This is a genomic window from Kribbella sp. NPDC004536, from assembly GCF_042873835.1.
Taxonomy (GTDB): Bacteria; Actinomycetota; Actinomycetes; order Propionibacteriales; family Kribbellaceae; genus Kribbella.
Genome location: NZ_JBIALY010000003.1, coordinates 1,308,754 through 1,332,868, shown reverse-complemented (window position 1 = coordinate 1,332,868; position 24,115 = coordinate 1,308,754). Strand labels below are relative to the sequence as shown.

Below are 24,115 nucleotides of genomic sequence, written 5' to 3'. Positions count from 1 at the left end.
GTGAAAGCAGAGCAGTGACTTGGGGGCCGACTGTTCGGTGGGGGAAGACGGCCGGGCCGTCTTCGGTCGAGGTGTGCGCTGGGGGTGGACTTCTCGGTCCGGCTCACGCCGTCCTGCTCATGCGCCCCCGCGGAAGGGGGAGAAATGCCGAGGAAGGCCAACGGGCGCGCGGACAAGCACCGCGACGAGTACCGGATGCCGGGCGAGGCACCGGAACCGAACGGGCACGCCGCGAACGGACAGCCCACGGCGGACGGCATGCCGATGACCGCACCGAACGCGGCCGGCACGGACGTGAGCGCCGGCGGATCGCCGGCCGCGGACATGGCAGGCGGCGGGTCGCCGGCTGCCGACATGGGCGGCGGCGGGTCGCCGGTCGGGAACATGAGCGGCGGGACCCCGACTGGTCTCGGGATGGGCGGCGGCGGGACCGCGGCTGGGGCCGGGATGACCGGCGGCGGTACGGCAGGTGGTGCCGGTATGAGCGGCGCGACCGGCGACGGCCGGGCCGAGACCCCGAACCGGCGGCAGTGCGGCGTGATGGACGTCCACCGACGGCTGCTGTCGACCTCGCCCGAGTACGCCGCGGCCAGGTCCGCACTCGAGACGGCGACGATCGACTACCTCTCCCGGCAGCAGCGGTTCGCCGGGATCGCGCGCATCCCGGTCGTCGTCCACGTGGTCTGGAACACCGCCGCACAGAACATCTCGCAGGCCCAGATCGACAGCCAGCTCGACGTACTGAACCGCGACTACCGCGCCACCAACCCCGACACCAGCATCGTGCCGGGCGTGTTCAGCGGGCTGATCGCGGACGCGAAGGTCGAGTTCTTCCTGGCCACCCAGGACCCGAGCGGCAACCCGACGAACGGCGTCACCCGGACACAGACGAGTACCGCGACCTTCGGCACCGACGACAAGGTGAAGGCGACGGCGACCGGCGGGATCGACCCGTGGCCGACGGACAAGTACCTGAACATCTGGGTCTGCCAGCTGGGCGGCGGCCTGCTCGGGTACGCACAGTTCCCGGGTGGACCGGCGAACACCGACGGCGTGGTGATCCTGCACAGCGGCTTCGGGACGAACGGTACGGCGGCTGCTCCGTTCGACCTGGGGCGTACGACGACGCACGAGGTCGGGCACTTCCTGAACCTGTTCCACATCTGGGGCGACGACGGCAGCGGGTGCAGCGGCAGCGACGAGTGCGACGACACCCCGAACGCGGCCGGCCCGAACTTCGGCGTACCGACGTTCCCGCACGTGACCTGCAGCAACGGGCCGAACGGCGACCTGTTCTACGACTACATGGACTACACCGATGACCGCGGCATGGTCATGTTCACCACCGACCAGGTCGCGCGGATGCAGGCGACGCTGGACACCGTACGCAAGGACCTGCCGGTCTTCGACACCGCGCGGGCGACGCCGGAACCGGCCGGCTCGGTGGTCTCGTGGGGGCCGAACCGGTTGGACGCGTTCGTGCTCGGCACCGACCTCGCGATGTATCACAAGTGGTGGGACGGATCGGCCTGGGGACCGTCCGTCGCCGGATACGAGTACCAGGGTGGTATCTGTATGAGCGCACCTGAAGTCGCGTCCTGGGCGCCGAACCGGCTGGACGCGTTCGTCCTCGGCACCGACCGCGCGCTGTACCACAAGTGGTGGGACGGGGCGTCCTGGAACGGGTACGAGTACCTCGGCGGGATCTGCATGAGTCCGCCGCGACTGGCGACCTGGGGTCCGGACCGGCTGGATGCCTTCGTGCTCGGGACCGACCGGGCGCTGTACCACAAGTGGTGGGACGGCTCCGCGTGGAACGGGTACGAGTACCTCGGCGGCATCTGCATGAGCCCGCCCGAGGTCGTTGCCTGGGGCCCCGATCGGCTGGACTGCTTCGTCCTCGGGACGGACAACGCGGTCTACCACAAGTGGTGGGACGGGTCGTCGTGGAACGGGTACGAGTACCTCGGTGGGATCTGCACCTCGCCGCCGCGGGTGGTGTCGTGGGGCCCGAACCGGCTCGACATGTTCGTGATCGGGACCGACTCCGCGCTGTACCACAAGTGGTGGGACGGCTCCGCCTGGAACGGCTGGGAGTACATGGGCGGCGTCTGCACGACCGCGCCGACCGTTGTCTCCTGGGGCTCGGACCGGTTGGACGTGTTCCTGCTCGGGACGGACTCGGCGCTCTACCACAAGTGGTGGGACGGGTCCGCGTGGGGACCGTCGCTGACCGGGTACGAGTACATGGGCGGGATCTGCACCGACGAGCCGCGCGTGGTCTCCTGGGACACGAACCGGCTGGACGTGTTCGTCACCGGCACCGACAAGCAGCTGTACCACAAGTGGTGGGACGGCTCCGCCTGGGGACCGTCGGTCACCGGGTACGAGGCGCTCGGCGGCGTGATCAGCGACTTCAAGGTGACGATCCCGGAGTCGCCCGCCTCGATCGGACAGGCGGTGGGCATCTGACCAGCTCGCTGACCGGCCACTGGACGCATTCCTTCGAGGAAGACCACGACGGGATCAGCGTCTACCGCCGCGACAACTATCCCTTCCCGCCGGCCCGCGGCCGGCGGGCGGTGGAGTTCCGTCCCGACGGCACCTTGGTCGACTACGCCATCGGCCGCGGCGACGCCCCTTCGCCGGGGCCGCCCGGCCGCTGGGACGCCGGCGGCCGCCTGGCCCTGCCGTCGGGCAAGACCGGCCGGGTGGTCGACTCCACCCCCGACCGCCTCGACCTCGCCTGGCAACCGTGACCGAGTCGACCCTGGGGAGGTTTTTCTGCCCGATTCGGGACGAAGACCTCCCCAACCCGCGGATCACTTGAGGAGTGCGGATGAGTTTGGGACCTGTGCGGTATCTCGTCGTGCCGACGGCGGACGTGGCCGGTGCGGCACGGGCGGCACGGTTCGGGGAGCGGACGATTCTCTGGGTCCCGGCCGATCAACGCCTCGGCCGGGCCTCGCGGACCGCTCCTGGGCTGTTGCTCGTCACGCAGGTCGGGCGGAGCTTCCAGGACGAGTACCCGGACGTGACGCCGCTGCTCGATCACGGCCGGCACCTGGTGATCTCCGCCGCGGACCGGCCGCGCCGGCGTTCCAACCACTGCTGGCGGATCGAGCAACTACGCCCGGACACGACGATTGTCGACAATCCGATTGTCTCCACCGCGCGTGTCGACCCGGCCGTCGCGGACCTGGTCGCCGATGTGTCGACAGCGTCGTACCAGAACGACCTCACCTGGCTGGCGAGCCTGCCCACCCGGCACTCGCTGAGTACCACGTTCACGCAGGCGATGGACTTCGCCGCCGACCGGATGGTTGCCCTCGGCTACCAAGTCCAGCGGATGCCGATCACCGTCGGCGCCGGCCGGTCGGCCAACCTGATCGGTGACCGGACCGGCGCCGGGACCGGCCGCGGTCTGGTGATCGTCACCGCTCACCTGGATTCGATCAACATCGCCGGCGGTCCGGCCGCGGCGGCGCCCGGCGCGGACGACAACGGCAGCGGGTCGGCCGGGGTCCTCGAGCTCGGTCGATTGTTGACAATCCGACTGTGGAACAACGACCTCCGGCTCATCCTGTTCGGCGGCGAGGAGGAAGGTCTGTACGGCAGCAAGCAGTACGTCGCCGCGCTCCCGCCGACCGAACGCGCCCGCGTTCGTGCCGTCCTCAACATGGACATGATCGCGACCACCAACACCGCGACACCGAGCGTCCTCCTCGAAGGAGCACCAGTCTCCTCGGCACAGATCGCCGACCTGGCCACGGCGGCAGCGACGTACACCGGCCTGAAGGTCGAGACCTCGCTGAACCCGTTCGCCAGCGACCACGTCCCGTTCATCAACGCGGACCTCCCCGCCGTACTGACCATCGAAGGCGCCGACAGCGCGAACGGCCACATCCACTCCGCCAACGACACCTTGAACTTCATCGACTGGTCACTGGCCACCGAGATCCTCAGGATGAACGTCGCCGCCCTGGCCGGCTGGCTCGAACCCGCCGCGGTCCGCCCGCGTACCGCCGGCTCGGTCGTCTCTTGGGGCCCCGGCCGCCTCGACGTCTTCACCGTCGGAGTCGACTCCGCCCTTCACCACAAGGCGTACGACGGAACCTGGCACGACTTCGAGTCCCTCGGAGGCACTGTTCTAAGCTGACAGCCATGTGGAGCCCGAATGCGCGTGACGTCGGCGGACTTCCGACCCGGTACGGCGTTCCGACTCGCGCGGGCGCGCTGTTGCGAACCGACGCATTCGACACCGTGGCCGACGAACTGCGCGCGCTCCACGCGGGCCTCGTCCTCGACCTGCGCTCCGATTGGGAGCTCAGGCAACCACATCCACTCGACGGCGACCCGGCGTACCGGCGGATCCCCTGGATCGATCCGGAGGCCGAGCGGCTGCGCGATCCCGACGCCGAGCCGCGGCTGCTCGACGTCTACCGCAACAGCCTGACCCGGAACGCGGACCACATCCGCCAGATCTTCGCCGCCGTTGCCGACGCTCCGGCTGACCGTCCCGTCGTCGTGCACTGCAAGGCCGGCAAGGACCGCACCGGCCTGACGATCGCGATCCTGCTGGAACTGGCCGGCGTACCGCGAACACACATCGCCGCGGACTACGCGATCAGCGAGGTCAATCTCGGCACCCAGGACGGGCCTGAGTTCTCCCGCACCCGCCCCGAGACGATCCTCGGTTCGCTCGACCACCTCGATGCGCTCGGCGGCGTCCGTGCGTACCTGTCCTGGCTGGGTCTGACCCCGAGCCAGCTCCACCGACTCGCCACCCGTCTCGTACCGGTCGACGCCGAGGCGATCGTGTTCGACTTCGACGGTCTGCTGATGGACACCGAGACCACGATGGTCGAGAGCTGGCAGGCCGAGTGGGCCTACCACGGCCTCGAGCTCGACCTCGACGGCTTCTGGCCCGGACACGGCGGCAACGTCACCGAGGACCGGTACGACGTCCTCGCCGCGGCCGTCGGCGCCGGCTTCGACCGTACCGCGAGCCACGCCCGCCGGATGGCCCACCGCGATCGTCTGCACGCCGACCTCGACTTCCGCCCCGGGATCCGCGAGTGGATCCGCGCCGCCCGGGACCTCGGGCTGCCCGTCGCGATCGCGAGCAGCTCGCCGCGCGAGTGGGTTGTCGGTCACCTGGACCGCGTCGGCGCGGTCGGCCTGTTCGACCAGATCGTCACCGGCGACGAGGTGGCCACGCACAAGCCGGATCCGGCGATCTACCAGCTCGCGCTGCGGCGCCTCGACGTGCCGTTCGCGGTCGCCGTCGAGGACACCCCGCACGGCGTCGCGGCAGCGCAGGCAGCCGGGATGTACGCGGTCGCCGTACCGAATCCGTACGTACCGTCCACGGCTGTCGCGGCAGCCGACCTGGTTCTGAGCAGCGCTGACGACCTCTTGCTCACCGAACTGCTCCTTTCAGCCCGCTCGAAAGGGTCGACGTCCGTAACTGAGTGACCTAATCTGCTGACCCTCGGTGAAATTCCAACTGGAGGGAACGCTTATGCGGAAGCTTGCTGGAATGCTGGTCGCGACAGCCACCGCTGCCGCCGGACTCGTCGCGGGAACGCCGGCCGCACACGCGTCGACGACCGCGTGCGACCTCGTCACGGCCAAGTCCGTCGGCTACTCGGCGCTGATGCTGTACGTCGCCGTGGGGCTGGAGGGCTGTTCGAACAGCGTCACCGAAGTACGCGTCGAACTACAGAAGGGCGACACCGCGACCGGCCCGTTCACCACAGTCGCCGAGACGTACGCGTACTCCGGCGGCGGCGCCTGGTTCGACGAAGGCACCGGCTGCGGCTACTACGTAGGCGTCGCCCACTGGCAAGACCAAACCGAGACGACGCCAACCCCGGCGTACTACTGCAACTAGACGACCGACAGCGGTAGCAGTTTCTTGCCGGTCGGGCCGATCTGGATCTCGGTGCCCATCTGAGGGCACACGCCACAGTCGAAGCACGGGGTCCAGCGGCAGTCTTCTACCTCGATGGCGCCGTCTTCTTCGAGGGAGTCCTGCCAGTCTTCCCACAGCCAGTCGCGGTCGAGGCCTGAGTCCAGGTGGTCCCACGGGAGGACTTCGGCGTACTCGCGTTCGCGGGTGGTGTACCAGGCGAGGTCGACCGGTTCGTCGGCGAGGGCCTTCTCGGTGCAGTCGACCCAGCGGTCGTACGAGAAGTGCTCGCTCCAGCCGTCGAACCGGCCGCCGTCGCGCCAGACCGCCTCGATCACGCGGCCGACGCGGCGGTCGCCGCGGGACAGCAGGCCCTCGATGATGCCGGGCTTGCCGTCGTGGTACCGGAAACCGATCGCCTTCGCGTAGTTCTTGTCCGCGCGGATCGCCGCGCCGAGCTTGGCCAGCCGCGCGTCGGTCTCCTCGGCGCCGAGCTGGGCGGCCCACTGGAACGGCGTGTGCGGCTTCGGGACGAACCCGCCGATCGACACCGTGCAGCGGATGTCGCGCCGGCCGGCTGCCTCCCGCCCGGTCGCGATCACCTTCTTCGCCAGGTCCGCGATCGCCAGCACGTCCTCGTCGGTCTCGGTCGGCAGACCGCACATGAAGTACAGCTTCACCTGCCGCCAGCCGTGGCTGTACGCCGCCGCGACGGTCCGGATCAGGTCCTCCTCGGTGACCATCTTGTTGATCACCTTGCGCATCCGGTCCGACCCGCCTTCGGGCGCGAACGTCAGACCGCTGCGCCGGCCGTTGCGGGAGAACTCGTTGGCCAGCGTGATGTTGAACGCGTCGACCCTTGTCGAAGGCAACGACAGCGAGACGTTGCTGCCCTCGTACCGGTCCCCGAGCCCCTTCGCGACCTCGGCAATCTCACTGTGGTCGGCCGAAGACAGGCTGAGCAGGCCGACCTCCTCGAAGCCGGACTGCTTGAGGCCGTTCTCGACCATGTTGCCGATCGTGGTGATGCTGCGCTCGCGCACCGGCCGGGTGATCATCCCCGCCTGGCAGAACCGGCAGCCGCGGGTGCAGCCGCGGAAGATCTCCACCGAGTACCGCTCGTGGACGGTCTCGGCCAGCGGGACCAGGGGCTTCTTCGGGTACGGCCAGGCGTCGAGGTCCATCACCGTGTGCTTCGCGGTCCGGAACGGTACGCCGGGGCGGTTCGGGGTGACCCGCTGGATCCGGCCGTCGGCGAGGTAGTCGACGGTGAAGAACTTCGGGATGTACACGCCGCCGGACTTCGCCAGCCGCAGCAGCACCTCGTCGCGGCCACCCGGGCGGCCCTCGGCCTTCCACTCCCGGATCACCTCGGAGATCGCCAGCACGATCTCCTCGCCGTCACCCATCACCGCGGCGTCGAGGAAGTCCGCAATCGGCTCCGGGTTGAAGGCGGCGTGCCCGCCGGCCAGCACGATCGGGTCCTCGTCGGTCCGGTCCACCGCGTGCAGCGGGATGCCGGCCAGGTCCAGCGCGGTGAGCATGTTCGTGTACCCGAGCTCGGTCGAGAACGACAGCCCGAACACGTCGAACGCCCGTACCGGCCGGTGCGAGTCGAGCGTGAACTGCGGGATGTCGTTGTCCCGCATCACCTTCTCCATGTCCGGCCAGACGGAGTACGTCCGCTCGGCCAGGATGTGGTCCCGCTCGTTGAGCACCTCGTACAGGATCTGCACGCCCTGGTTGGGCAGCGCGACCTCGTACGCGTCCGGGTACATCAGCGCCCACCGGACGCTGACGTCGTCCCACTCCTTGCTGACGGAGTTCAGTTCACCCCCGACGTACTGGATCGGCTTCTGCACAGACGGCAGCAGCGCCTCCAGGCGCGGGAACAGCGATTCGACAGTCATAGACACTTCCAGTCAGCGATCAGAGCGCCTACCAGCCTAACGCCGCACCCCTCCCCCGCTGGAATCAGCCGAGGTGGGCCAACAGCAGCGGATTGACGACGTCGGGGTGCGAGTAGGTGACGAGGTGCGCGGCATTCTCGATGATTTCGAGGTGCGCACCGGGGATCTCGGCGGCCAGCGGGACGACGGTTTCGGGTGGGATCGAGGTGTCGGAGTCGGCGGTGATGACGAGCACGGGGGCTGTGATCGACGCCAGGCCCGGCAGCAGATTGGTGGTGCTCAGGGCCTCCAGGCAGGCGGCGTAGCCCTCCGGCGGGCAGGCCAGCAGCATCTGGCGGACCGGTTCGAGATCCGCTTTGAAGTCGGGAAGGAACCAGCGCGCCAGGGTCGCGTCCACGACGGACTGCATGCCTTCGGCGCGGACCTGCGTGGCCCGGTCGAGCCACACCTGCGCGGTGGCGGCGGGGTTCGACGGCGGACAGATGACGGCGAAGCGGTGGAAGCGGTCCGGGGCGTTCTGGGCCAGCCAGAGGCCGACGGCGCCGCCGAGGGAGATGCCGACGTACGACGCCTGTTCGACCTCCAGCGTGTCCAGCAGTTCGAGGACGTCGCCGCCCAGGTCCTCGATCGCGTACGGGCCGTCGGGGACCTCCGAGCCGCCGTGACCGCGGTGGTCGAACGCGATCACCCGGAAGCGGTTCGCGAGTACGTCGACCTGTGGTGCCCACATCGCCTGGTTCGCCCCGAGCGACGACCCGAGCAGCACGACGGGCGCATCGGCCGGACCGGTCTCCTCGTAGCTCAGTCGCATAACCCCACCTTACGGACCCGCCGATTCCTTTTCGCGGTCCGGCTGGTCGGTAGTGCATGACCAGTTTCAGTGTGTTCCTGCCGTCGGGGTTCGGCGGCGAGTTCGCCCGGCTCGAGCCGACCGAGGCGCTGCGCCGGGTGATCGCGGTGGCGCAGGCTGCCGACGAGCTCGGATTCCATGCCGTCTACGTTCCCGACCACCTGCATCCGATTCCGGCGTCGCAGGCGCCCTTGTTCGAGGCCTGGACCCTGCTCACCACGCTCGCGACCGCGACGAACCGGGTCCGGCTCGGGCCGTTGGTGACGTCGAACAGCTACCGCAACCCCGCGCTGCAGGCGAAGATCGCGTCCACGGTCGATGTCGTCAGCAACGGCCGGCTGATCTTCGGGATCGGGTCCGGATGGTACGAGCCGGACTACCTCGGGTACGGCTACGAGTTCGGCTCGGCCGGCGACCGGTTGCGGCGCCTGGACGAGGCGGTGCAGCTGATCCGGCGGTTCTGGACCGAGGAGTCGGTCGACTTCGACGGCGAGTACTTCCGCGCGGCCGGCGGGATCAACCAGCCGAAGGGCGTCCAGCAACCACGGATCCCGATCCTGGTCGCCGGAGCCGGCGAGCGGCGGACGTTACGGACCGTCGCACAGTGGGCGGACGCGTCGAACATCATCGACGCACCCGTCGTGCTTCGGCACAAGTACGAGGTGCTGCGCAAGCACTGCGCCGAGGCCGGCCGCCCGTACGACGACATCCGGCGGACTGCGACGACGGCGTACATCCTGCGGTCCTCGGATGCCGCGGCCCGCGCCCAGGTCCCGCCCGGCGCCGAGTTCGCCTTTCCCGGCGACCTCGCGTCGTACGGGCTGATCGGGACCGAAGCGACGATCCGGAACCGGATCGCCGCCTACTCCGACGCCGGGGTGCAGGAACTCGTCGTGGGTTTCGAGAACGGTCTGGACGTCGGCGAACTGCGCCGCTTCGCCGATCTCTTCCTGTGACGCGCTAGCGATAGAGCGGCAGCGCGCCCGTCAGCGAGTCGACGTCCGTCCGTGGGCCGTACAGCGCCAGCCCGAGGTAGGCGATGTCCTCGGGTTTGGTGCCGGCCAGCGTCGCGGACATCTGGTCGTACGTACGGGCGCGCTGGGCAGCCTCGTGCATGTCGTGGACGGTGACGTCGGGGCGGGAGGCGGCCTCGGTACGGAGGTCCTGCAATTGCTCGGGCGTGCCCCGCAGCACCGGGATCGGGTACGCACACATGCCGGTGTGGACCTCGCCGGAGGCGTCCACGGTGTCGGGACCGACCACGTCGTCGTGGTGGTTGCCGAGGCCCACGCCGAGCAGGGCAGCGGTGTTGAGGGCCACGCCGACCGGCGTCCCGGCGGCGATGACCACGACCATCTTGTTCGTCAGCACGGCGGCAAAGGTAGCCGTACGCACGGCATCATGCTGGATGATCCGAACATCGTTCGGCCAATCTGCGAAACTGCCTGTCATGGACGAACTTGATACGGCGCTGCTGCGGATGCTGCAGAACGACGCCCGCCGGACCAACCGGGAGATGGCGGCCGAACTCGGGATCGCGCCGTCGACGTGCCTGGAGCGGATCCGCGGCCTGCGCGAGCGCGGGGTGATCCGGGGCTACCGCGCGGAGGTGGACCTGCAGGCGATCGACCGGTCCACCCAGGCGATCATCTCGATCAAGCTCCGTCCGCAGGCGATGGCCGTCGCGACCGCGTTCCAGGACTACGTGATGCAGCTCCCGCAGACCTTGGACATGTTCATGGTCTCCGGCTCGGCCGACTTCCTCGCGCACGTCGCGGTCAAGGACACCCAGGCGCTCCGCGATCTCGTCCTCGCGCTGGCCAAGCGGCAGGAGATCGCCGACATCCGCAGCTCGGTGGTGTTCGAGCACCATCGCCGGACCACGATCATGCCGCTCGTTCCAGGCGACGGCGTCAGTCGATCAGGCGGCGGAGCAGGGTCAGCGACTCGCTGAGCCGGGCCTGCTCGGCGGGACTGAACCGCTCGGCGATCGCCTCGGTGAGGTGATCGTGGCCGGCGTCGCGGCGTTCGGCCAGGAGCTGCTGACCGGCCGCGGTGATGACGAGGAGTTTGCGGCGTCCGTCGCCGGCATCCGGTTCCCGCCGTACGAGTCCTCGGTCGACCAAACGGCCCACGGAGACGGTGACCGACTGGTGGGTGATCCGGTCCAGGCGGGCCACATCGGCGACGGAGTGCGGCCCCTCGCGGTCGAGGCGCTTCAGGATCGAGACCTGCGACAAGTTCACGTCGTGCGGCGGCGACACGGCCCGCTGCCGCCGTACCAACGCGCCGACGACCAGTTGCAGTTCGTCGGCGATCTTCCCGGCATCAGGTGCTCCCATACCGAGATAATATACAGTCTGATTGCGCAGTTTGGCTGCGCATCGGCTGAAGGGGGCGACGGTGATACAGGTAGGCGGCCGGGGTCGCACGTTCACGATCCGGGGTCCGGCGCCGGGGCGGCAGCGGCCACTGGTGCTGGTGCTGCACGGAAACAACCCGGGCGGCGACGGCGCCCGGATGATGCGGGAACTGACGACGTTCGAGCAGCAGGCGGCGGCCCGCGGGTTCGCGATCGCGTACCCGGACGGCGTCGACGGCTCCTGGGCGGACGGGCGCGGCGTGACCTCGGCGGACGAGGCGGGCGTGGACGACGTCGCGTTCCTGGCCGCGCTGATCGAGTGGTCCGCCGATCGGTACGGGACGTCGGCCGACCGGAACATCGTCGCCGGGATCTCGAACGGGGCGTTCATGGCGCACCGCTTCGCGCTTGAGGCGAGCGAACGAGTCGCAGTACTCGCCGCTGTCGCGGGCGGCTTGCCCGCGGACCTGTCCGACGTACGACCGACGCACGCGGTGTCGGCGCTCCTCATCCACGGGACCGCCGACCGCATCTCCCCGATCGACGGCGGCTACTCGCGCCGGCGCGGACCTGATGGCGAGCTCCGTGGTCGCACGCTGTCCCTCGCCGAGACGGCCGAGCGGTGGCGCACGATCGACCGCTGCGCGGCGGGCCCGGGTACGACGTACCGCACCGACCTGTCGAGCCGGACCGACTCCACTGCCGGGGTCGGTGGGACCCGGGTCACGACCTGGACCGTGTTCGGCGGCGGGCACAGCTGGCCCGGCGCGCCGAGCGGCGACTGGGAACCGACCAGCCAGGAGTTCGACGCCGCCGAAGAGATCTGCCGCTTCGCCGAGCCGCTGCTCGTCGGCGCCGCGGCCCGGCAACTCTGATCCACCATCCCGATCCACTATTCCCAGGAGGAGAAACCAGATGGCAGTGCTCGGCAAGATGCTCAAGAACAAGCGGGCCGGTGAGGACCAGCTGGCGTGGAACGCGCCGAACCTGGCCGGCCGGGACAGCCTGACCCTGACCAGTCCCGACTTCACGCATGAGAGCACGATGCCGGTGGTCCACGTCGCGAAGCGGTACGGCGGCCAGGACCTTTCGCCGGCGCTTGCGTGGAGCGGCGCACCGGACGGTACGGCCCAGTTCCTACTGATGATCGAAGACCCGGATGTCCCGTTGGCCAAGCCCATCGTCCACTGCGCGGCTCTGCTCGATCCGGCACTCAGCATGCTCGGGCAAGGAGCGCTGGACGCGGCAACTCCGGCGGACGGGGTTCAGCTCCTACGCTCGGTGGGCGGCCGGGGGTACCGCGGCCCGGGTCCGATCAAGGGCCACGGTCCGCATCGCTATGTCTTCGAACTGTTCGCCCTCGGCGCCCCGGTGGCGCTTCCCGGCGTGGCGTCCGCGAAGACCACGACGGTGATCGGTGCCGCCGGTCCGGTCCTCGCCCGCGGTCGCCTCGACGGCCTCTACGAACGCCGCTGATCCTCGCTCAGGAGACTTTGAGTGTCTGGCGGGCTTTGGTGACGGCCGCTTCGGTGGCCGGATCCAGCTCGCCGCCCTGGCCGGCCAGTACGCCGACCGACAGGATCACGTCGCCGACGCCGGTGACGAGGCCGGCGTACTCCAGACCGCGCTTCGGGCCGCTGACGCCGGTGAGCTGGAAGGCGAAGGGCTTGGTGCCGTACGCCGGAGCGGTGATCTTCTCGACCTTCATCGAGGTGTTGCCGGAGCCCTCGGTCTTCAGCGTCACCTTGCTGCACGAGTCGACGGCGTCGGCGTACGAGTCGCGCAGGTCACTCACGTCGGCGGCGGTGCCCATCGAGTCGAGGCCGTAGTCGATGTACGGGCCCTCCTGGCCGCCGGTGAACGTACGGGTCACGCTCACCTTCGCGCCGGGCGCCTTGGTGGCGTTCAGGTACTTCACCAGCGTCTTGCACCGGCTGGTCGGCGCGGAGAACGGCTTCGAACCGTCGTCCTCGTCGTGGTCGATCGAGAACCCGCTCGGCACGTCCGCGAGCACCAGCAACGCACTGGTCAGCTCCGCGGTGGTCCGCGTGACGGGTGTGTCGGACGCCTCGCTGGGCGTACCAGTGGGCGTCGATGCAGGGGTGGAGGGCGGCGGCGCGGCTTCCTTCTTGTCGTTCCCGCCACAGGCAGTCAGCGAGAACGCGAGGGCGGCGGCAAGCGCGATGTACCGGTTCATGGGCCTTCCAGAGGCAGGGGGCCGAGCAGCGAGCAGCGTACCTGACCGGTCAGGTCGCGGGTCAGTACCGGTGCGAGCGGAGGTGGATGTTCTGCAACAGGCCGACGGCCAGCAGGCAGGCGAACATCGAGGATCCGCCGTACGACACGAACGGCAGCGGCAGACCGGTGACCGGCATGATGCCGAGCGTCATGCCGATGTTCTCGAACGCCTGGAAGGCGAACCAGCAGACGATCCCGGTCGCGACCAGCCGGCCGAACGCGTCCCGGGCGTTGATCGCGATCCGCAGCCCGCGGAACAGGATGATCGCGAACAGCACGATGATCGCGCCGGCGCCGATCAGCCCGAGCTCCTCCCCCGCGACCGTGAACACGAAGTCGGTGTGCTGCTCGGGGACGAACCCGTTCTGCGTCTGGCCACCGTGGAACAGGCCCTGCCCGAAGATCCCGCCGTTCCCGATCGCGATCCGGGCCTGGTTCACGTTGTACCCGATGCCCTGCGGGTCCGAGGACGGGTGCATGAACGCGGTGAAGCGGTCGATCTGGTACCGCTTCAGGACGTGCGTGCTGATCGCGATCGCCGCGACCACGACGCCCGCGGTGAGCAGCCCGAGCATCCAGCGTTTCGGTACGCCGGAGACCGCGATGATGCCGAACACGATCGACCCGAGCACCATCACCGTGCCGAGGTCCGGCTGCAGCATCACCAGGACCACCGGTACGGCGGCGACCGCGACCGCCTGCGCGATGTCGAGCGTGCGGGCTTCCTCGTTCCGGTCGGTCTCGCCCTTCTCCGCGATCAGCAGCGCCATGCCGACGATCACCGCGAGCTTGGCGAACTCGCTCGGCTGGATCGACATGAACGGCAGCTGGATCCAGGACCGCGACCCGTTGATCGTCGAGCCGACCCCAGGAACCAGGACCAGGATCAGGCCGACGATCGAACCGGCGTACAGCACCGGGGCGAGGATGCGGACCCGGCGGTGGTCGGTGACCGCGGCGCCGACCGCGAGCACCAGGCCGATCGCGAAGTTCAGCGCGTGCCGGATCAGGAACGCGTGCGGGTTGCCGCCGGTCAGCGACGTCTTGTTGTGGGTCGCGGACCAGATCAGCATCGCGCCGAGGAACGACAGCGCGACCACGCAGAACACGAGCACCCAGTCGACCTGCCAGACGGTCGAGCGCCGGTCCATCCGCGGCCGGGTCCGGATCGGGTTCAGCAACGCCATCAGTGCACCGGCTTTCCCTGGGCAGGCGGCGTGGGCTTGATGTTGTAGAGCGTCTCGTAGATCTTGCGGACCGCGTCACCACCGGCACCCGAACCGGTACCGGCCTGGCTGATCATCATCACCACGGCGTACCGATCGGTGTACGACGCGAGCCACGAGGTGGTCTGCTTGCCGTAGACCTCGGCCGTACCGGTCTTGGCGCGGACCGGGATCTTGTCCAGCGGGAAGCCCTGGAACTTCCACGCCGCCGTACCGGAGATGGTGGTCTGCTTCAGCGCGTTGTCGATGTACTTCAGGTTGCCCGGCGAGACCGGGAGCTTGGCCTTCGGCACCGGCTTGATCTCGTGCGACTTGCCGTTCGCGCCGATCCAGGACTGGACGACGCGCGGCTCGAACAGGGTGCCGCCGTTCGACAGGGCGGAGTACACGGTCGCGAGCTGCAGCGGAGTGACCGCTGTGTCGCCCTGGCCGATCGCGAAGTTCACCGCGTCACCGGCGCGGTACTTGTACCCGTCGACGCAGAACTCGCGGGAGAACTGCTTGAGGAACGCAGACGTCCCGGCCGGCGGCTTGGACGAGATCTTGCAGTAGTAGTCCTTCATCGAGTCGTAGTACGTCTTCTTCCACTTGCGGTCCGCGATCCGGCCACTCACCTCGCCGGGCAGGTCGACACCGGTCGGCTTGCCGAGGCCGAACTTCTGTGCCATCTCGACCACCGGGTCGTGAGTGGTGACGTCGCTGGAGTTGCCGCCCTCCTTCAGCCAGAGCGCGTACGCGATCCGGTAGAAGAACGTGTCGCAGGACAGCGCCAGCGCCTGGTCGAAGCCGATCATCCCGTACGACGCGGACTCGTAGTTCTTGAACCTGCGGTTGCCGACCTCGAAGTACGACGAGCAGTCGAGGCGCGTCTTCGAGCTGTACCCGGCGCCGAGCGCGGCCGAGGTGGTGATCGGCTTGAACGTCGACCCCGGCGCCAGCTGCGCCTGCAGTGCGCGCGACACCAGCGGCGTCCCGGACTTCGCCGAGTACAAGGCGTCGAGCTCGCGCTGGCTGATCCCGCCGACCCAGACGCTCGGGTCGTACGTCGGGTAGCTCGCCATCGACACGATCCGCCCGGTCTTGGTGTCCATCACCACTGCCGCGCCGGAGTCGGCGACGTACTTGCGGTGGGTCACCGGGTCGGTCTGCTTGCGCGCGGTGAGGATCGCGTTCTTCAGCTGGGCCTCGACCGACGCCTGGATCCGGGCGTCGATCGTGGTCACGAGCGTGGCGCCCGGGATCGGCGCGGTCTGCTTCTGGATGCCGGTGGTGTACCCGACGGCGTCGACGATCACGTCCTTCTCACCGGGGGTGCCGCGGAGCAGCTTGTCGTACGAGCGCTCGACGCCGGCGCGGCCGACCAGGTCCGACCGGTGCGGGACCGAGTCCTGCCCGGCCTTGTCCATGTCCTCGAGCTCTTCGGTGGTGATCGGCGACAGGTACCCGAGGATGTGGGCAGCGTTCACCTTGAACGGCTCCGGGTACGCCCGCAGGGTCTGCGAGTCGGCGGAGATGCCCGGGAAGTCCTCGCGGCGCTCCATCACGTCGATCGCGACCTGCTCGCTGACGTCCTTCGCGACCGGGATCGGCTGGTACGGCGTACCGTTCCAGCAGGCGGGTGGCTTCGACGCGCCGGGCTCGCCGCACAGCATCGTCCGGGCCTTCAGGTCCTTCGGCGTCTGGCCGAGGACCTTCGCGAGTCGGGCGATGACCACGTTCTGCTGGCTCTCGGGGAGTTTGGCGAGCACGGAACGGTCGACCGTGATCATCAGCGAGACCCGGTTGCCGACCAGCGTGCGGCCCTGCGAGTCGACGATCGTGCCGCGCGGCGCCGGGATCAGGACCTGGCGGATGTGCTGCTGGTTCGCGGCCTGCGAGTAGTCGGCGCTCGACATCACCTGCATGTACCAGAGACGGCCGAACAGCGTGCACAGCAAGGAGAAAACCAGCACCCCGATCACGAACAACCGCAATCTGGCTTTGAGCGGAGCTTCAAAACCGTCCCAGCTCATGACCAAACCCTCGCCGGGGTGCTGTGGTGCGAGGAGAGACGGGTGCTCATGGAGTCACCCGGCGGCGTTCGCGGGCGGGTTTGACGCGGCCCATGATCCACATGACCAGCGGGATCACCACGATCGCGCCGACCACGTCGTACCCCGCGGAGATGCCGAGGCGGACGCCGAACTCGCTCCAGTCGACCGACGGGTCATGCAGCAACGAGCCGGTCGCGGAGTACAGGAAGAAGGAGATCGCCGTACCGAGCACGACCGTCAGCGCGACGCCGAGCGGTCCGACCGGGCCGGTGGACGTGCGCTCGCGCCGGATCAGGCCCGCGACGTAGCCCGCGACGGCCATCGACAGCGCCCATCGCCCGGCCGTGTGATCAGCGGGCGGCACGACGTCCATCAGCAGGCCGCCGGCGAATCCGGCGATCGCACCCCACTCCGGGCCGCGGGACAGTGCCAGCGCGATCACCACGATCAGCGTGAGGTCGCAGGTCACGCCGGCGACCGCGATGTGCGTCAGCACGGACGTCTGCAGTGTCACGGCGATCATCAGGAACAGAGCCGCCAACCCGATGCGTAATGCGATCAACTCAGCTCCCCTTTCCGGTGATCTGCTGACGCGGCGGCCGGGCCGGCGGCCCGGTCACCACGCCGACGGTGTCGATCCGGGTCGGATCGACGTACGGCTTGATGGTTGCGGTGGATCCGAGGGCGCCCTCGTTCGGCGTCACCGAGGTGACGACGCCGATCGGAACGCCCGGTACGTAAGGTGCGTTGTTGCTCGAGCCCCAGGTGACGATCTTGTCGCCGACCTTGGGCCGCGCCTTCGGGTCGACGAGCTTGTAGTCGAGGGTGCCGGCCACATCGCCGCGGCCGGAGACGAAACCGAGCGCCATCGTCGAGTTCAGCCGGCCGCCGACGGTCGAGTTGCGGTCGCCGATCAGCAGCACGGTCGCGGTCCCCTGGGTGGCGCGCACCACCCGGCCGACCAGACCGATCCCGTTCAGCACCGTCATGTCCGGCCGCACACCGTCGGCCGTCCCGGCGTCGATCGTCACCGTGTGGCTGAACGTCTGCGCACTACCGATGCCGATCACCCGGGCCGGCGTCATCGTGTACGCCGGTGCGACCTTGAGCAGGTTGTCCAGCTCCTGCGCCCGGTTGCGGGTGTAGTCGGTGGTGTTCAGCTGCCGGGTCAGGTCCTCGTTGTCCTTCTTCAGTTTTTCGTTCTCTGCTTTCAACCTATCCATTTCCGCGAATCGGTCGCGGAGGTTGTCCACAGGCTGCCGGGCCGACGTCGCGGTCGACTCGAGCGGACCGAAGACGGCGGCCGCGCCCGCGCGCAACGGCTCGACCGGCGAACCCGCCGAGCGCCGCGCGTCCAGCACGATCAACGTGAAACAGGCCAGGATCACCAGCGCCAGCACGGATCGGCGGCGGCGCACGTCGCGCGGCGTACCCGCCGATCGCAGCGGCGTCTCGCCCGCCGAACGGAAAGCGCTCCGGGGCGAAGCGCTCTTGGACGGGCCACCGAGGTCTTTGAGCATTCGGTCGGTACCTCAGCGCCGGTTGTCGGTGACCAGGATGCGGTTGAGGGTCTCGATGTTGTCCACGCACTTGCCGGCACCGAGCACGACGGCGTCCAGCGGATTCTCCGCGACGTGGATCGGGATACCGGTCTCGTGCCGCAGCCGCTCGTCCATCCCCTTCAGCAGCGCGCCGCCGCCGGTCAGCACGATGCCGCGGTCGACGATGTCGCCGGCCAGCTCCGGCGGGGTCTTGTCCAGGGTCGCCTTGACCGCGTCGACGATCGCGGTGATCGGCTCCTCGATCGCCTGCCGCATGTCGGCCGAGGACACCTTCACGGTGCGCGGCAGGCCGGAAACCATGTCCCGGCCGCGGATCTCGCTGTCCGGGCCGTCGGTGGTCGGGAACGCCGACCCGATGGTCATCTTGATCTGCTCCGAGGTGGCCTCGCCGAGCAGCAGCGAGAACTCCTTCTTGCAGTAGTTCACGATCGCCTTGTCGATGGCGTCGCCGGCCACCCGGATCGACTGGCTGGTGACGATGCCGCCGAACGAGATCACCGCGACCTCGGTGGTGCCGCCGCCGATGTCGACGACCATGTTGCCGGTGGCGTCGCGGACCTCGAGGTTCGAGCCGAGCGCGGCGGCCATCGGCTCCTCGATGATGTACACCTTGCGGGCACCGGCCATGTACCCGGCGTCGCGGACCGCGCGCTGTTCCACCGCGGTGATGCCGGACGGTACGCAGACCACGATCCGCGGCTTCGCGAAGTAGCGGCGGCGGTGCACGCGCTGGATGAAGTACCGCAGCATCTGCTCGGCGGCGTCGAAGTCGGCGATCACGCCGTCCTTCAACGGCCGGATCGCGGTGATGTTGCCGGGCGTCCGGCCGATCATCTTCTTCGCCTCGTGCCCGAACGCGACCGCTTCGCGCGGCTCGTCGGTCCGGGTCGCGACCACCGACGGCTCGTTCAGCACGACGCCCCGGCCACGTACGTACACCAGAGTGTTCGCCGTCCCGAGATCGACCGCCATGTCGCGGCCGAGCATGCTGTTCGCCACCGCGGCACCTCCCACTCGACCTCACGTCAGGCTAAGCGCCGCCCGCGCACAGCCCGTGGACCGACACGACGGTCCGCCCAGGAACAGATCGTATCGGTCCACTCACCTGCAGTCCGCAGCGGGCTCAGGGCAGATCGGGGAACCAGATCTTGATCTCGCGGGAGGCCGACTCCTCGGAGTCGGAGCCGTGCACGAGGTTCTCCCGGTTGGACAGCGACAGGTCCCCGCGGATCGTGCCCGGGGCAGCCTTGCGGCCGTCGGTGGCGCCGTTCAGTGCCCGGACGACCTCGATCGCCTCGTCGCCCTCGAGCACCAGCGAGATCAGCGGGCCGCTGGTGACGAAGTCCCGCAGCGGCGGGTAGAAGGCCTTGTCGACGTGTTCGGCGTAGTGCTGGTCGGCCAGCTCAGCGTCGATCGTGCGCAGGTCCATGGCGACGATCGTGAGGCCCTTGGCCTCGAACCGGCCCAGCACCTCGCCGACCAGGCCGCGGCGGACCGTGTCGGGCTTCAGCAGGACCAGAGTGCGCTGCGACATCTGTCAACTCTCTCTCGAAGTAGTCGGGGCGGCTGACTCTAACTGCTCACGAGCCTGCTTCGCGGCCTCGATCCGGCGGCCGAGGACGATCGCGGCGACCCAGAAGGCGGCGAACGCGAGTCCGAGCACGAACATCACCGGTACGACGAAGCCGAGACCGACGGCGCCGACCTGCACGAGCGAGCCGAGCACGTACCCCGCCTGGAAGCGGAGCAGCCCGGCCGCGAGCAGCGCCAGTACGAACAGGCCGAGGCAGGTCGGGACGGCCACCGCGGGGCGGATGTCCGCGATCGAGATCATCACCGGCGTGACCAAGGCGAGTACGACGGACTCGAACGCGAGCACGATCGAGGCGAGCGACCTCACTGCTGCTCGTCCTTCTGGTTCTCGGCACGCTGCTTGCGGACCAGGAGTGCCCGTGCCTCGCCGGCGGTGATGACCGAGCCGGTGATCAGTACGCCGCCGCTGCCGAGCGCGACCGCGCCCTCCTCCGCGAGCCGGATCGCATCGTCGATCGCGTCGATCAGGTGCGGCCGGACCAGCACCCGCTCCTCGCCGAACACCTCCGCGGCCAGCTCCCCCAGCTCCTCGGCCGGCATCGAGCGCTCGACGAAGCTGTTCCGGGTGCAGACGACGGTCTCCATGATCGGCTCGTACGCCTCGAGGACGCCGTACACGTCCTTGTCCTTCATACAGCCCAGTACACCGATCAGCGGCTGGAACTGGAACGCCTCGGACACCGCCGCCGCGGTCGCCTCGGCGCCGTGCGGGTTGTGGGCGGCGTCCACGACGATGGTCGGGCTCTGCCGGACGACCTCCAACCGGCCGGGGCTGGTGACCTGCTCGAAGCCGGCCTGCAGCAGCTCGGTCGTGACCCGCCCCTCGGTCTCCGGGCTGGCGCCGAGCAGCGCCTCGACGGCCGCAACCGCGACCGCGGCATTGTGCGCCTGGTACTCACCGTGCAGCGGGACGAAGAGTTCGTCGTACTCGGCTCCGAGGCCCTTCATCGACACGACCTGGCCGCCGACCGCGAGCGTCCGGCTGACGACACCGAACTCGATGCCCTCGCGGGCGACCTGGGCGCCGACCTCGGCCGCTTTGCGGAGCAGTACCTCGAAGACGTCGAGGCTCTGCTGGGCCATCACCACCGTGCCGCCGGGCTTGATGATGCCGGACTTCTCGCCCGCGATCGTGACCGGGTCCGCGCCCAGCAGGTGCGCGTGGTCGACCGCGATCGGCGTGATCACCGAGACCGCGCCGTCGGCGACGTTGGTGGCGTCCCAGCTGCCGCCGAGGCCGACCTCGATCACCGCGACGTCGACCGGGGCGTCGGCGAAGATCGCGAACGCCATCCCGACCATCGCCTCGAAGAACGTCAGCGGGTGCTCCTGCTCGGCGTCGACCACGTCGAGGTACGGCTCAAGCTCCTCGTACGCCTCGACGAAACGCTGCTCGCTGACCGGCTCGCCGTCCAGCGTGATCCGCTCCGTCATCTTCTCCAGGTGCGGGCTGGTGAACCGGCCGGTCCGCAGGCCGGACTCGCGCAGCAGGGTGTCGATCATCCGCGCGGTCGACGTCTTGCCGTTGGTGCCGGTCAGATGCACCACCGGGTAGGCCTTCTGGGGGTCGCCGAGCAGCTCGACGAGCCGCCGCACCCGCTCCAGGGTGGGCTCGATCTTGTGCTCCGGCCAGCGCGCCTGGAGCCGTGCCGATACCTCGGCGAAGGAGAGGTTGCTCATCAGAACAGCAAGTCTAGGCGGGGGCGATGGGGGCGGCAGCAGAGGGATAACCGGTCGGAGCACCCCTTGACAACCACTAACATTGTGCGCATGACCCAGATGTCCCGCGTTCCAGACAAGCCCACCCTCGACGGTCTCGAGGAGAAGTGGGCTGCGGTATGGAAGGAGCAGCAGACCTACGCCTTCGACCGCACCGCCGAGCGTGCCGATGTGTACTCCATCGACACGCCGCCGCCGACGGTCTCCGGGTCGCTGCACGTCGGGCACATCTTCAGCTACACCCACACCGACCTCGTCGCGCGCTACCAGCGGATGCGTGGCAAGAAGGTCTTCTACCCGATCGGCTGGGACGACAACGGCCTGCCGACCGAGCGCCGGGTGCAGAACTACTACGGCGTCAAGTGCGACCCGTCGCTGCCGTACGACCCTGACTTCACCCCGCCGGCGAAGCCGGACCCGAAGAAGCAGCTGCCGATCTCCCGGCAGAACTTCGTCGACCTGTGCGGTGAGCTCACGCACATCGACGAGCGCGCGTTCGAGGCGATGTGGCGGCAGGTCGGCCTGAGCGTCGACTGGTCCTACCTGTACACCACGATCTCCGAGGACTCCCGGCGGACGTCGCAGCGCGCCTTCCTGCGGAACTTCGCCCGCGGCGAGGCGTACCTGTCGGAGGCTCCGACGGTCTGGGACGTCACCTTCCAGACGGCGGTCGCGCAGGCCGAGATGGAGCCCCGGCCGTATCCGGGCGCCTACCACCGGGTCGCGTTCCACGGCGCCGACGGGCCGGTGTACATCGAGACCACCCGCCCGGAGCTGATCCCGGCCTGTGTCGCGCTGATCGCCCACCCGGACGACGACCGGTACAAGCACCTCTTCGGGACGACGGTGAAGTCGCCGCTGTTCGGCGTCGAGGTCCCGGTCCTCGCGCACCCGGCCGCCGAGATGGACAAGGGCGCCGGCATCGCGATGTGCTGCACGTTCGGCGACCAGACCGACATCCAGTGGTGGCGCGAGCTGCAGCTCCCGGTCCGTACGGTCATCGGCCGCGACGGGCGGCTGCTGCGCGACACCCCGGCGTGGCTCGAGGGTTCCGAGCTGTACGGCGAGCTGGCCGGCAAGACCGTGTTCAGCGCGCGGGAACTGGTCGTCCAGAAGCTGCGCGAGAGCGGCGAGCTGGACGGCGAGCCGAAGAAGACCGAGCGGATGGCGAACTTCTACGAGAACGGCGACAAGCCGCTCGAGATCGTCTCCACCCGGCAGTGGTACATCACCAACGGCGGCCGGGACGCCGGCCTCAAGCAGGAGTTCATCGACCGCGGCAACGAGCTCGCCTGGGTCCCCGAGCACATGCGGCACCGCTACCTGAACTGGGTCGAGGGGCTGAACGGCGACTGGCTGATCTCCCGCCAGCGATACTTCGGCGTCCCGTTCCCGGTCTGGTACCCGCTGGACCAGGACGGCGAGCCCGACTACGAGCACCCGCTGATGCCGTCCGAGGCCGAGCTGCCGATCGACCCGACCTCGCAGGCTCCGCGCGGGTACGACGAGTCCCAGCGCGGCAAGCCGGGCGGGTTCGAGGCCGACCCCGACGTGATGGACACCTGGGCGACGTCGTCGCTGACGCCGCACATCGTCTGCGGGTGGGAGCGGGACGACGACCTGTTCGGCCGGACGTTCCCGATGGACCTGAACACGCACGCGCACGAGATCATCCGGACCTGGCTGTTCTCCCGCGTCGTCCGCGCGCACTTCGAGAACGGCACGCTGCCGTGGGCGCGGTCGATGATCTCCGGGTTCGTCGTCGACCCGGACCGGAAGAAGATGTCGAAGTCCAAGGGCAACGCGGTCGTGCCGTCGGAGATCCTGGAGAAGTTCGGGTCCGACGCGGTCCGCTGGCGCGCGGCGATGGCGCGACCGGGGCTGGACTCGCCGTTCGACGAGTCGCAGATGAAGGTCGGGCGCCGGCTCGCGATCAAGGTGCTGAACGCGTCGAAGTTCGTGCTCGGATTCGGGGCGACCGAGGACGACCCGTCGGCGGTCGTCGCCGCCGACCCGGCCGCGGTCACCGAGCCGGTCGACCTGGCGATGCTGCAGCGGCTTCGGTCGGTCGTTGCGGACGCGACGGCGGCGTTCGACCGGTACGACTACACCGGGGCGCTCGAGACGAGCGAGCGGTTCTTCTGGACGTTCTGCGACGACTACGTCGAGCTGGTGAAGGAGCGCGCGTACGGCGGCCAGGGCGACGCCGCGGCCGCTTCCGCGAAGGCAGCGCTGGCGGTGGCGTTGTCGGTCCAGCTGCGGCTGCTCGCGCCGTACCTGCCGTTCGCGACCGAAGAGGTCTGGTCGTGGTGGCAGGAGGGTTCGATCCACCTGTCGTCGTGGCCGACGCCCGAGGCTGACCTCACGGTGGCGGACCAGCCGGCCGAGGTCCTGGACGCGGTGTCCGAGGTGCTCGCCGGGATCCGCGGCGCGAAGTCCGAGGCGCAGGTGTCGATGAAGACCGAGGTCTCCAAGGTCGAGGTCACCGGCCCCGCCGCGCGGCTCTCGCTGGCCGAACGCGCCGAGCCCGACCTGCGCGCGGCCGGCCGGATCACCGGCGAGATCGTCTGGAACGCGGACGACTCCGATGCCGTCAAGGTCGTCGCGACCCTCTGAGGCCACACCTCAGGTGCCCGTCTCCCGGCTGTCCGGGAGGCGGGCATCTGCGCGTTCGACTACCCTGCGAGGTCGGTTTGTCCTGATGTGGA

Annotated in this window: 23 protein-coding genes; 10 read left to right on the top strand and 13 right to left on the bottom strand. The window is 69.2% G+C overall.

Annotation, left to right across the window (positions count from 1 at the left end):
* Positions 1–144 precede the first annotated feature (144 nt).
* From ACFYRU_RS31750 to ACFYRU_RS31730, 5 genes are all read left to right on the top strand, one after another.
* A complete protein-coding gene (locus ACFYRU_RS31750) occupies positions 145–2,472 on the top strand; it encodes a M43 family zinc metalloprotease (RefSeq protein WP_387665340.1) in 2,328 nt (775 codons plus the stop codon).
* A 110-nt stretch (positions 2,473–2,582) separates the two neighbouring features.
* The gene (locus ACFYRU_RS31745; RefSeq protein WP_387665339.1) at positions 2,583–2,759 is read left to right on the top strand and encodes a hypothetical protein; all 177 of its coding nucleotides are present in this window, start codon (positions 2,583–2,585) and stop codon (positions 2,757–2,759) included.
* A gap of 80 nt (positions 2,760–2,839) precedes the next feature.
* Positions 2,840–4,159, top strand: coding sequence for a M20/M25/M40 family metallo-hydrolase (locus tag ACFYRU_RS31740; RefSeq protein WP_387665338.1), 1,320 nt, complete (start codon positions 2,840–2,842; stop codon positions 4,157–4,159).
* 5 nt (positions 4,160–4,164) lie between these two features.
* On the top strand, positions 4,165–5,478 hold the full coding sequence (locus ACFYRU_RS31735; protein ID WP_387665336.1) for an HAD-IA family hydrolase: 1,314 nt from the start codon (positions 4,165–4,167) through the stop codon (positions 5,476–5,478).
* 46 nt (positions 5,479–5,524) lie between these two features.
* On the top strand, positions 5,525–5,896 hold the full coding sequence (locus ACFYRU_RS31730; RefSeq protein WP_387665334.1) for a hypothetical protein: 372 nt from the start codon (positions 5,525–5,527) through the stop codon (positions 5,894–5,896).
* Here the strand turns inward: ACFYRU_RS31730 and ACFYRU_RS31725 are convergent.
* Both ACFYRU_RS31725 and ACFYRU_RS31720 read right to left on the bottom strand, forming a co-directional pair.
* Complete coding sequence (locus ACFYRU_RS31725; RefSeq protein ID WP_387665333.1) at positions 5,893–7,824, bottom strand: TIGR03960 family B12-binding radical SAM protein; 1,932 nt, start codon at positions 7,822–7,824, stop codon at positions 5,893–5,895. The genes ACFYRU_RS31730 and ACFYRU_RS31725 overlap by 4 nt on opposite strands.
* 64 nt (positions 7,825–7,888) lie before the next feature.
* Positions 7,889–8,635 (bottom strand): alpha/beta fold hydrolase, encoded by a 747-nt coding sequence (locus ACFYRU_RS31720; protein ID WP_387665331.1) that lies wholly within the window; start codon positions 8,633–8,635, stop codon positions 7,889–7,891.
* Positions 8,636–8,691: 56 nt separating this feature from the next.
* Between ACFYRU_RS31720 and ACFYRU_RS31715 the strand changes: the two genes are divergently transcribed.
* Positions 8,692–9,630 (top strand): TIGR03560 family F420-dependent LLM class oxidoreductase, encoded by a 939-nt coding sequence (locus tag ACFYRU_RS31715; protein WP_387665329.1) that lies wholly within the window; start codon positions 8,692–8,694, stop codon positions 9,628–9,630.
* Positions 9,631–9,634: 4 nt separating this feature from the next.
* Here ACFYRU_RS31715 and ACFYRU_RS31710 read toward each other — a convergent pair whose 3' ends face one another.
* On the bottom strand, positions 9,635–10,045 hold the full coding sequence (locus tag ACFYRU_RS31710) for a DUF2000 domain-containing protein (protein WP_387665328.1): 411 nt from the start codon (positions 10,043–10,045) through the stop codon (positions 9,635–9,637).
* Between the two features lie 79 nt (positions 10,046–10,124).
* Between ACFYRU_RS31710 and ACFYRU_RS31705 the strand changes: the two genes are divergently transcribed.
* Positions 10,125–10,628, top strand: a complete 504-nt coding sequence (locus tag ACFYRU_RS31705; RefSeq protein WP_387665325.1) for an Lrp/AsnC family transcriptional regulator — start codon at positions 10,125–10,127, stop codon at positions 10,626–10,628.
* Here the strand turns inward: ACFYRU_RS31705 and ACFYRU_RS31700 are convergent.
* Positions 10,588–11,016 carry a MarR family winged helix-turn-helix transcriptional regulator gene (locus ACFYRU_RS31700; protein WP_387665322.1) on the bottom strand — a complete coding sequence of 143 codons (429 nt, stop codon included), beginning with the start codon at positions 11,014–11,016 and terminating at the stop codon, positions 10,588–10,590. The two genes, ACFYRU_RS31705 and ACFYRU_RS31700, sit on opposite strands and share 41 nt — an antisense overlap.
* Before the next feature lie 61 nt (positions 11,017–11,077).
* On the opposite strand from ACFYRU_RS31700, the gene ACFYRU_RS31695 reads away from it, so the two are divergent.
* Together ACFYRU_RS31695 and ACFYRU_RS31690 are read left to right on the top strand one after the other, a co-directional pair.
* Positions 11,078–11,911 (top strand): alpha/beta hydrolase family esterase, encoded by an 834-nt coding sequence (locus ACFYRU_RS31695; RefSeq protein WP_387665319.1) that lies wholly within the window; start codon positions 11,078–11,080, stop codon positions 11,909–11,911.
* A gap of 40 nt (positions 11,912–11,951) precedes the next feature.
* Positions 11,952–12,512 carry a YbhB/YbcL family Raf kinase inhibitor-like protein gene (locus ACFYRU_RS31690; protein WP_387665317.1) on the top strand — a complete coding sequence of 187 codons (561 nt, stop codon included), beginning with the start codon at positions 11,952–11,954 and terminating at the stop codon, positions 12,510–12,512.
* A 7-nt stretch (positions 12,513–12,519) separates the two neighbouring features.
* Here the strand turns inward: ACFYRU_RS31690 and ACFYRU_RS31685 are convergent, their stop codons facing one another.
* The 9 genes from ACFYRU_RS31685 to ACFYRU_RS31645 all read right to left on the bottom strand — a co-directional run bounded on the left by ACFYRU_RS31685 (position 12,520) and on the right by ACFYRU_RS31645 (position 21,368).
* The gene (locus ACFYRU_RS31685; RefSeq protein WP_387665315.1) at positions 12,520–13,233 is read right to left on the bottom strand and encodes a hypothetical protein; all 714 of its coding nucleotides are present in this window, start codon (positions 13,231–13,233) and stop codon (positions 12,520–12,522) included.
* A 61-nt stretch (positions 13,234–13,294) separates the two neighbouring features.
* Positions 13,295–14,461 (bottom strand): rod shape-determining protein RodA, encoded by a 1,167-nt coding sequence (gene rodA, locus ACFYRU_RS31680; RefSeq protein ID WP_387665312.1) that lies wholly within the window; start codon positions 14,459–14,461, stop codon positions 13,295–13,297.
* Positions 14,461–16,512 (bottom strand): penicillin-binding protein 2, encoded by a 2,052-nt coding sequence (gene mrdA, locus ACFYRU_RS31675; protein WP_387665309.1) that lies wholly within the window; start codon positions 16,510–16,512, stop codon positions 14,461–14,463. Before mrdA ends, rodA begins: the two co-directional genes overlap by 1 nt.
* Positions 16,513–16,558: 46 nt before the next feature.
* Complete coding sequence (mreD, locus tag ACFYRU_RS31670) at positions 16,559–17,095, bottom strand: rod shape-determining protein MreD (protein WP_387665307.1); 537 nt, start codon at positions 17,093–17,095, stop codon at positions 16,559–16,561.
* A gap of 1 nt (position 17,096) precedes the next feature.
* Positions 17,097–18,053 carry a rod shape-determining protein MreC gene (mreC, locus tag ACFYRU_RS31665; protein ID WP_387665304.1) on the bottom strand — a complete coding sequence of 319 codons (957 nt, stop codon included), beginning with the start codon at positions 18,051–18,053 and terminating at the stop codon, positions 17,097–17,099.
* A 12-nt stretch (positions 18,054–18,065) separates the two neighbouring features.
* Complete coding sequence (locus ACFYRU_RS31660; protein ID WP_131291004.1) at positions 18,066–19,082, bottom strand: rod shape-determining protein; 1,017 nt, start codon at positions 19,080–19,082, stop codon at positions 18,066–18,068.
* 136 nt (positions 19,083–19,218) lie between these two features.
* Entirely contained in the window at positions 19,219–19,629 is a 411-nt protein-coding gene (ndk, locus tag ACFYRU_RS31655) for a nucleoside-diphosphate kinase (RefSeq protein ID WP_387665302.1), read from the bottom strand.
* 3 nt (positions 19,630–19,632) lie between these two features.
* Positions 19,633–19,995 (bottom strand): DUF4233 domain-containing protein, encoded by a 363-nt coding sequence (locus ACFYRU_RS31650; protein ID WP_387665300.1) that lies wholly within the window; start codon positions 19,993–19,995, stop codon positions 19,633–19,635.
* Entirely contained in the window at positions 19,992–21,368 is a 1,377-nt protein-coding gene (locus ACFYRU_RS31645) for a bifunctional folylpolyglutamate synthase/dihydrofolate synthase (RefSeq protein ID WP_387665297.1), read from the bottom strand. Before ACFYRU_RS31645 ends, ACFYRU_RS31650 begins: the two co-directional genes overlap by 4 nt.
* A 90-nt stretch (positions 21,369–21,458) precedes the next feature.
* Here ACFYRU_RS31645 and valS point away from each other — a divergent pair, with 90 nt between their 5' ends.
* Positions 21,459–24,023: a valine--tRNA ligase gene (valS, locus tag ACFYRU_RS31640; protein ID WP_387665296.1), complete on the top strand. Its 2,565-nt coding sequence runs from the start codon at positions 21,459–21,461 to the stop codon at positions 24,021–24,023.
* Positions 24,024–24,115 lie beyond the last annotated feature (92 nt).

Coding starts and splice junctions, on each gene's coding strand:
- ACFYRU_RS31750 (WP_387665340.1), top strand. CDS start 145: ATGCCGAGGAAGGCCAACGGGCGCGCGGACAAGCACCGCGACGAGTAC.
- ACFYRU_RS31740 (WP_387665338.1), top strand. CDS start 2,840: ATGAGTTTGGGACCTGTGCGGTATCTCGTCGTGCCGACGGCGGACGTG.
- ACFYRU_RS31735 (WP_387665336.1), top strand. CDS start 4,165: ATGTGGAGCCCGAATGCGCGTGACGTCGGCGGACTTCCGACCCGGTAC.
- ACFYRU_RS31730 (WP_387665334.1), top strand. CDS start 5,525: ATGCGGAAGCTTGCTGGAATGCTGGTCGCGACAGCCACCGCTGCCGCC.
- ACFYRU_RS31725 (WP_387665333.1), bottom strand. CDS start 7,824: ATGACTGTCGAATCGCTGTTCCCGCGCCTGGAGGCGCTGCTGCCGTCT.
- ACFYRU_RS31720 (WP_387665331.1), bottom strand. CDS start 8,635: ATGCGACTGAGCTACGAGGAGACCGGTCCGGCCGATGCGCCCGTCGTG.
- ACFYRU_RS31715 (WP_387665329.1), top strand. CDS start 8,692: ATGACCAGTTTCAGTGTGTTCCTGCCGTCGGGGTTCGGCGGCGAGTTC.
- ACFYRU_RS31705 (WP_387665325.1), top strand. CDS start 10,125: ATGGACGAACTTGATACGGCGCTGCTGCGGATGCTGCAGAACGACGCC.
- ACFYRU_RS31700 (WP_387665322.1), bottom strand. CDS start 11,016: ATGGGAGCACCTGATGCCGGGAAGATCGCCGACGAACTGCAACTGGTC.
- ACFYRU_RS31690 (WP_387665317.1), top strand. CDS start 11,952: ATGGCAGTGCTCGGCAAGATGCTCAAGAACAAGCGGGCCGGTGAGGAC.
- ACFYRU_RS31685 (WP_387665315.1), bottom strand. CDS start 13,233: ATGAACCGGTACATCGCGCTTGCCGCCGCCCTCGCGTTCTCGCTGACT.
- rodA (WP_387665312.1), bottom strand. CDS start 14,461: ATGGCGTTGCTGAACCCGATCCGGACCCGGCCGCGGATGGACCGGCGC.
- mrdA (WP_387665309.1), bottom strand. CDS start 16,512: ATGAGCTGGGACGGTTTTGAAGCTCCGCTCAAAGCCAGATTGCGGTTG.
- mreC (WP_387665304.1), bottom strand. CDS start 18,053: ATGCTCAAAGACCTCGGTGGCCCGTCCAAGAGCGCTTCGCCCCGGAGC.
- ACFYRU_RS31660 (WP_131291004.1), bottom strand. CDS start 19,082: ATGCTCGGCCGCGACATGGCGGTCGATCTCGGGACGGCGAACACTCTG.
- ndk (WP_387665302.1), bottom strand. CDS start 19,629: ATGTCGCAGCGCACTCTGGTCCTGCTGAAGCCCGACACGGTCCGCCGC.
- ACFYRU_RS31645 (WP_387665297.1), bottom strand. CDS start 21,368: ATGAGCAACCTCTCCTTCGCCGAGGTATCGGCACGGCTCCAGGCGCGC.
- valS (WP_387665296.1), top strand. CDS start 21,459: ATGACCCAGATGTCCCGCGTTCCAGACAAGCCCACCCTCGACGGTCTC.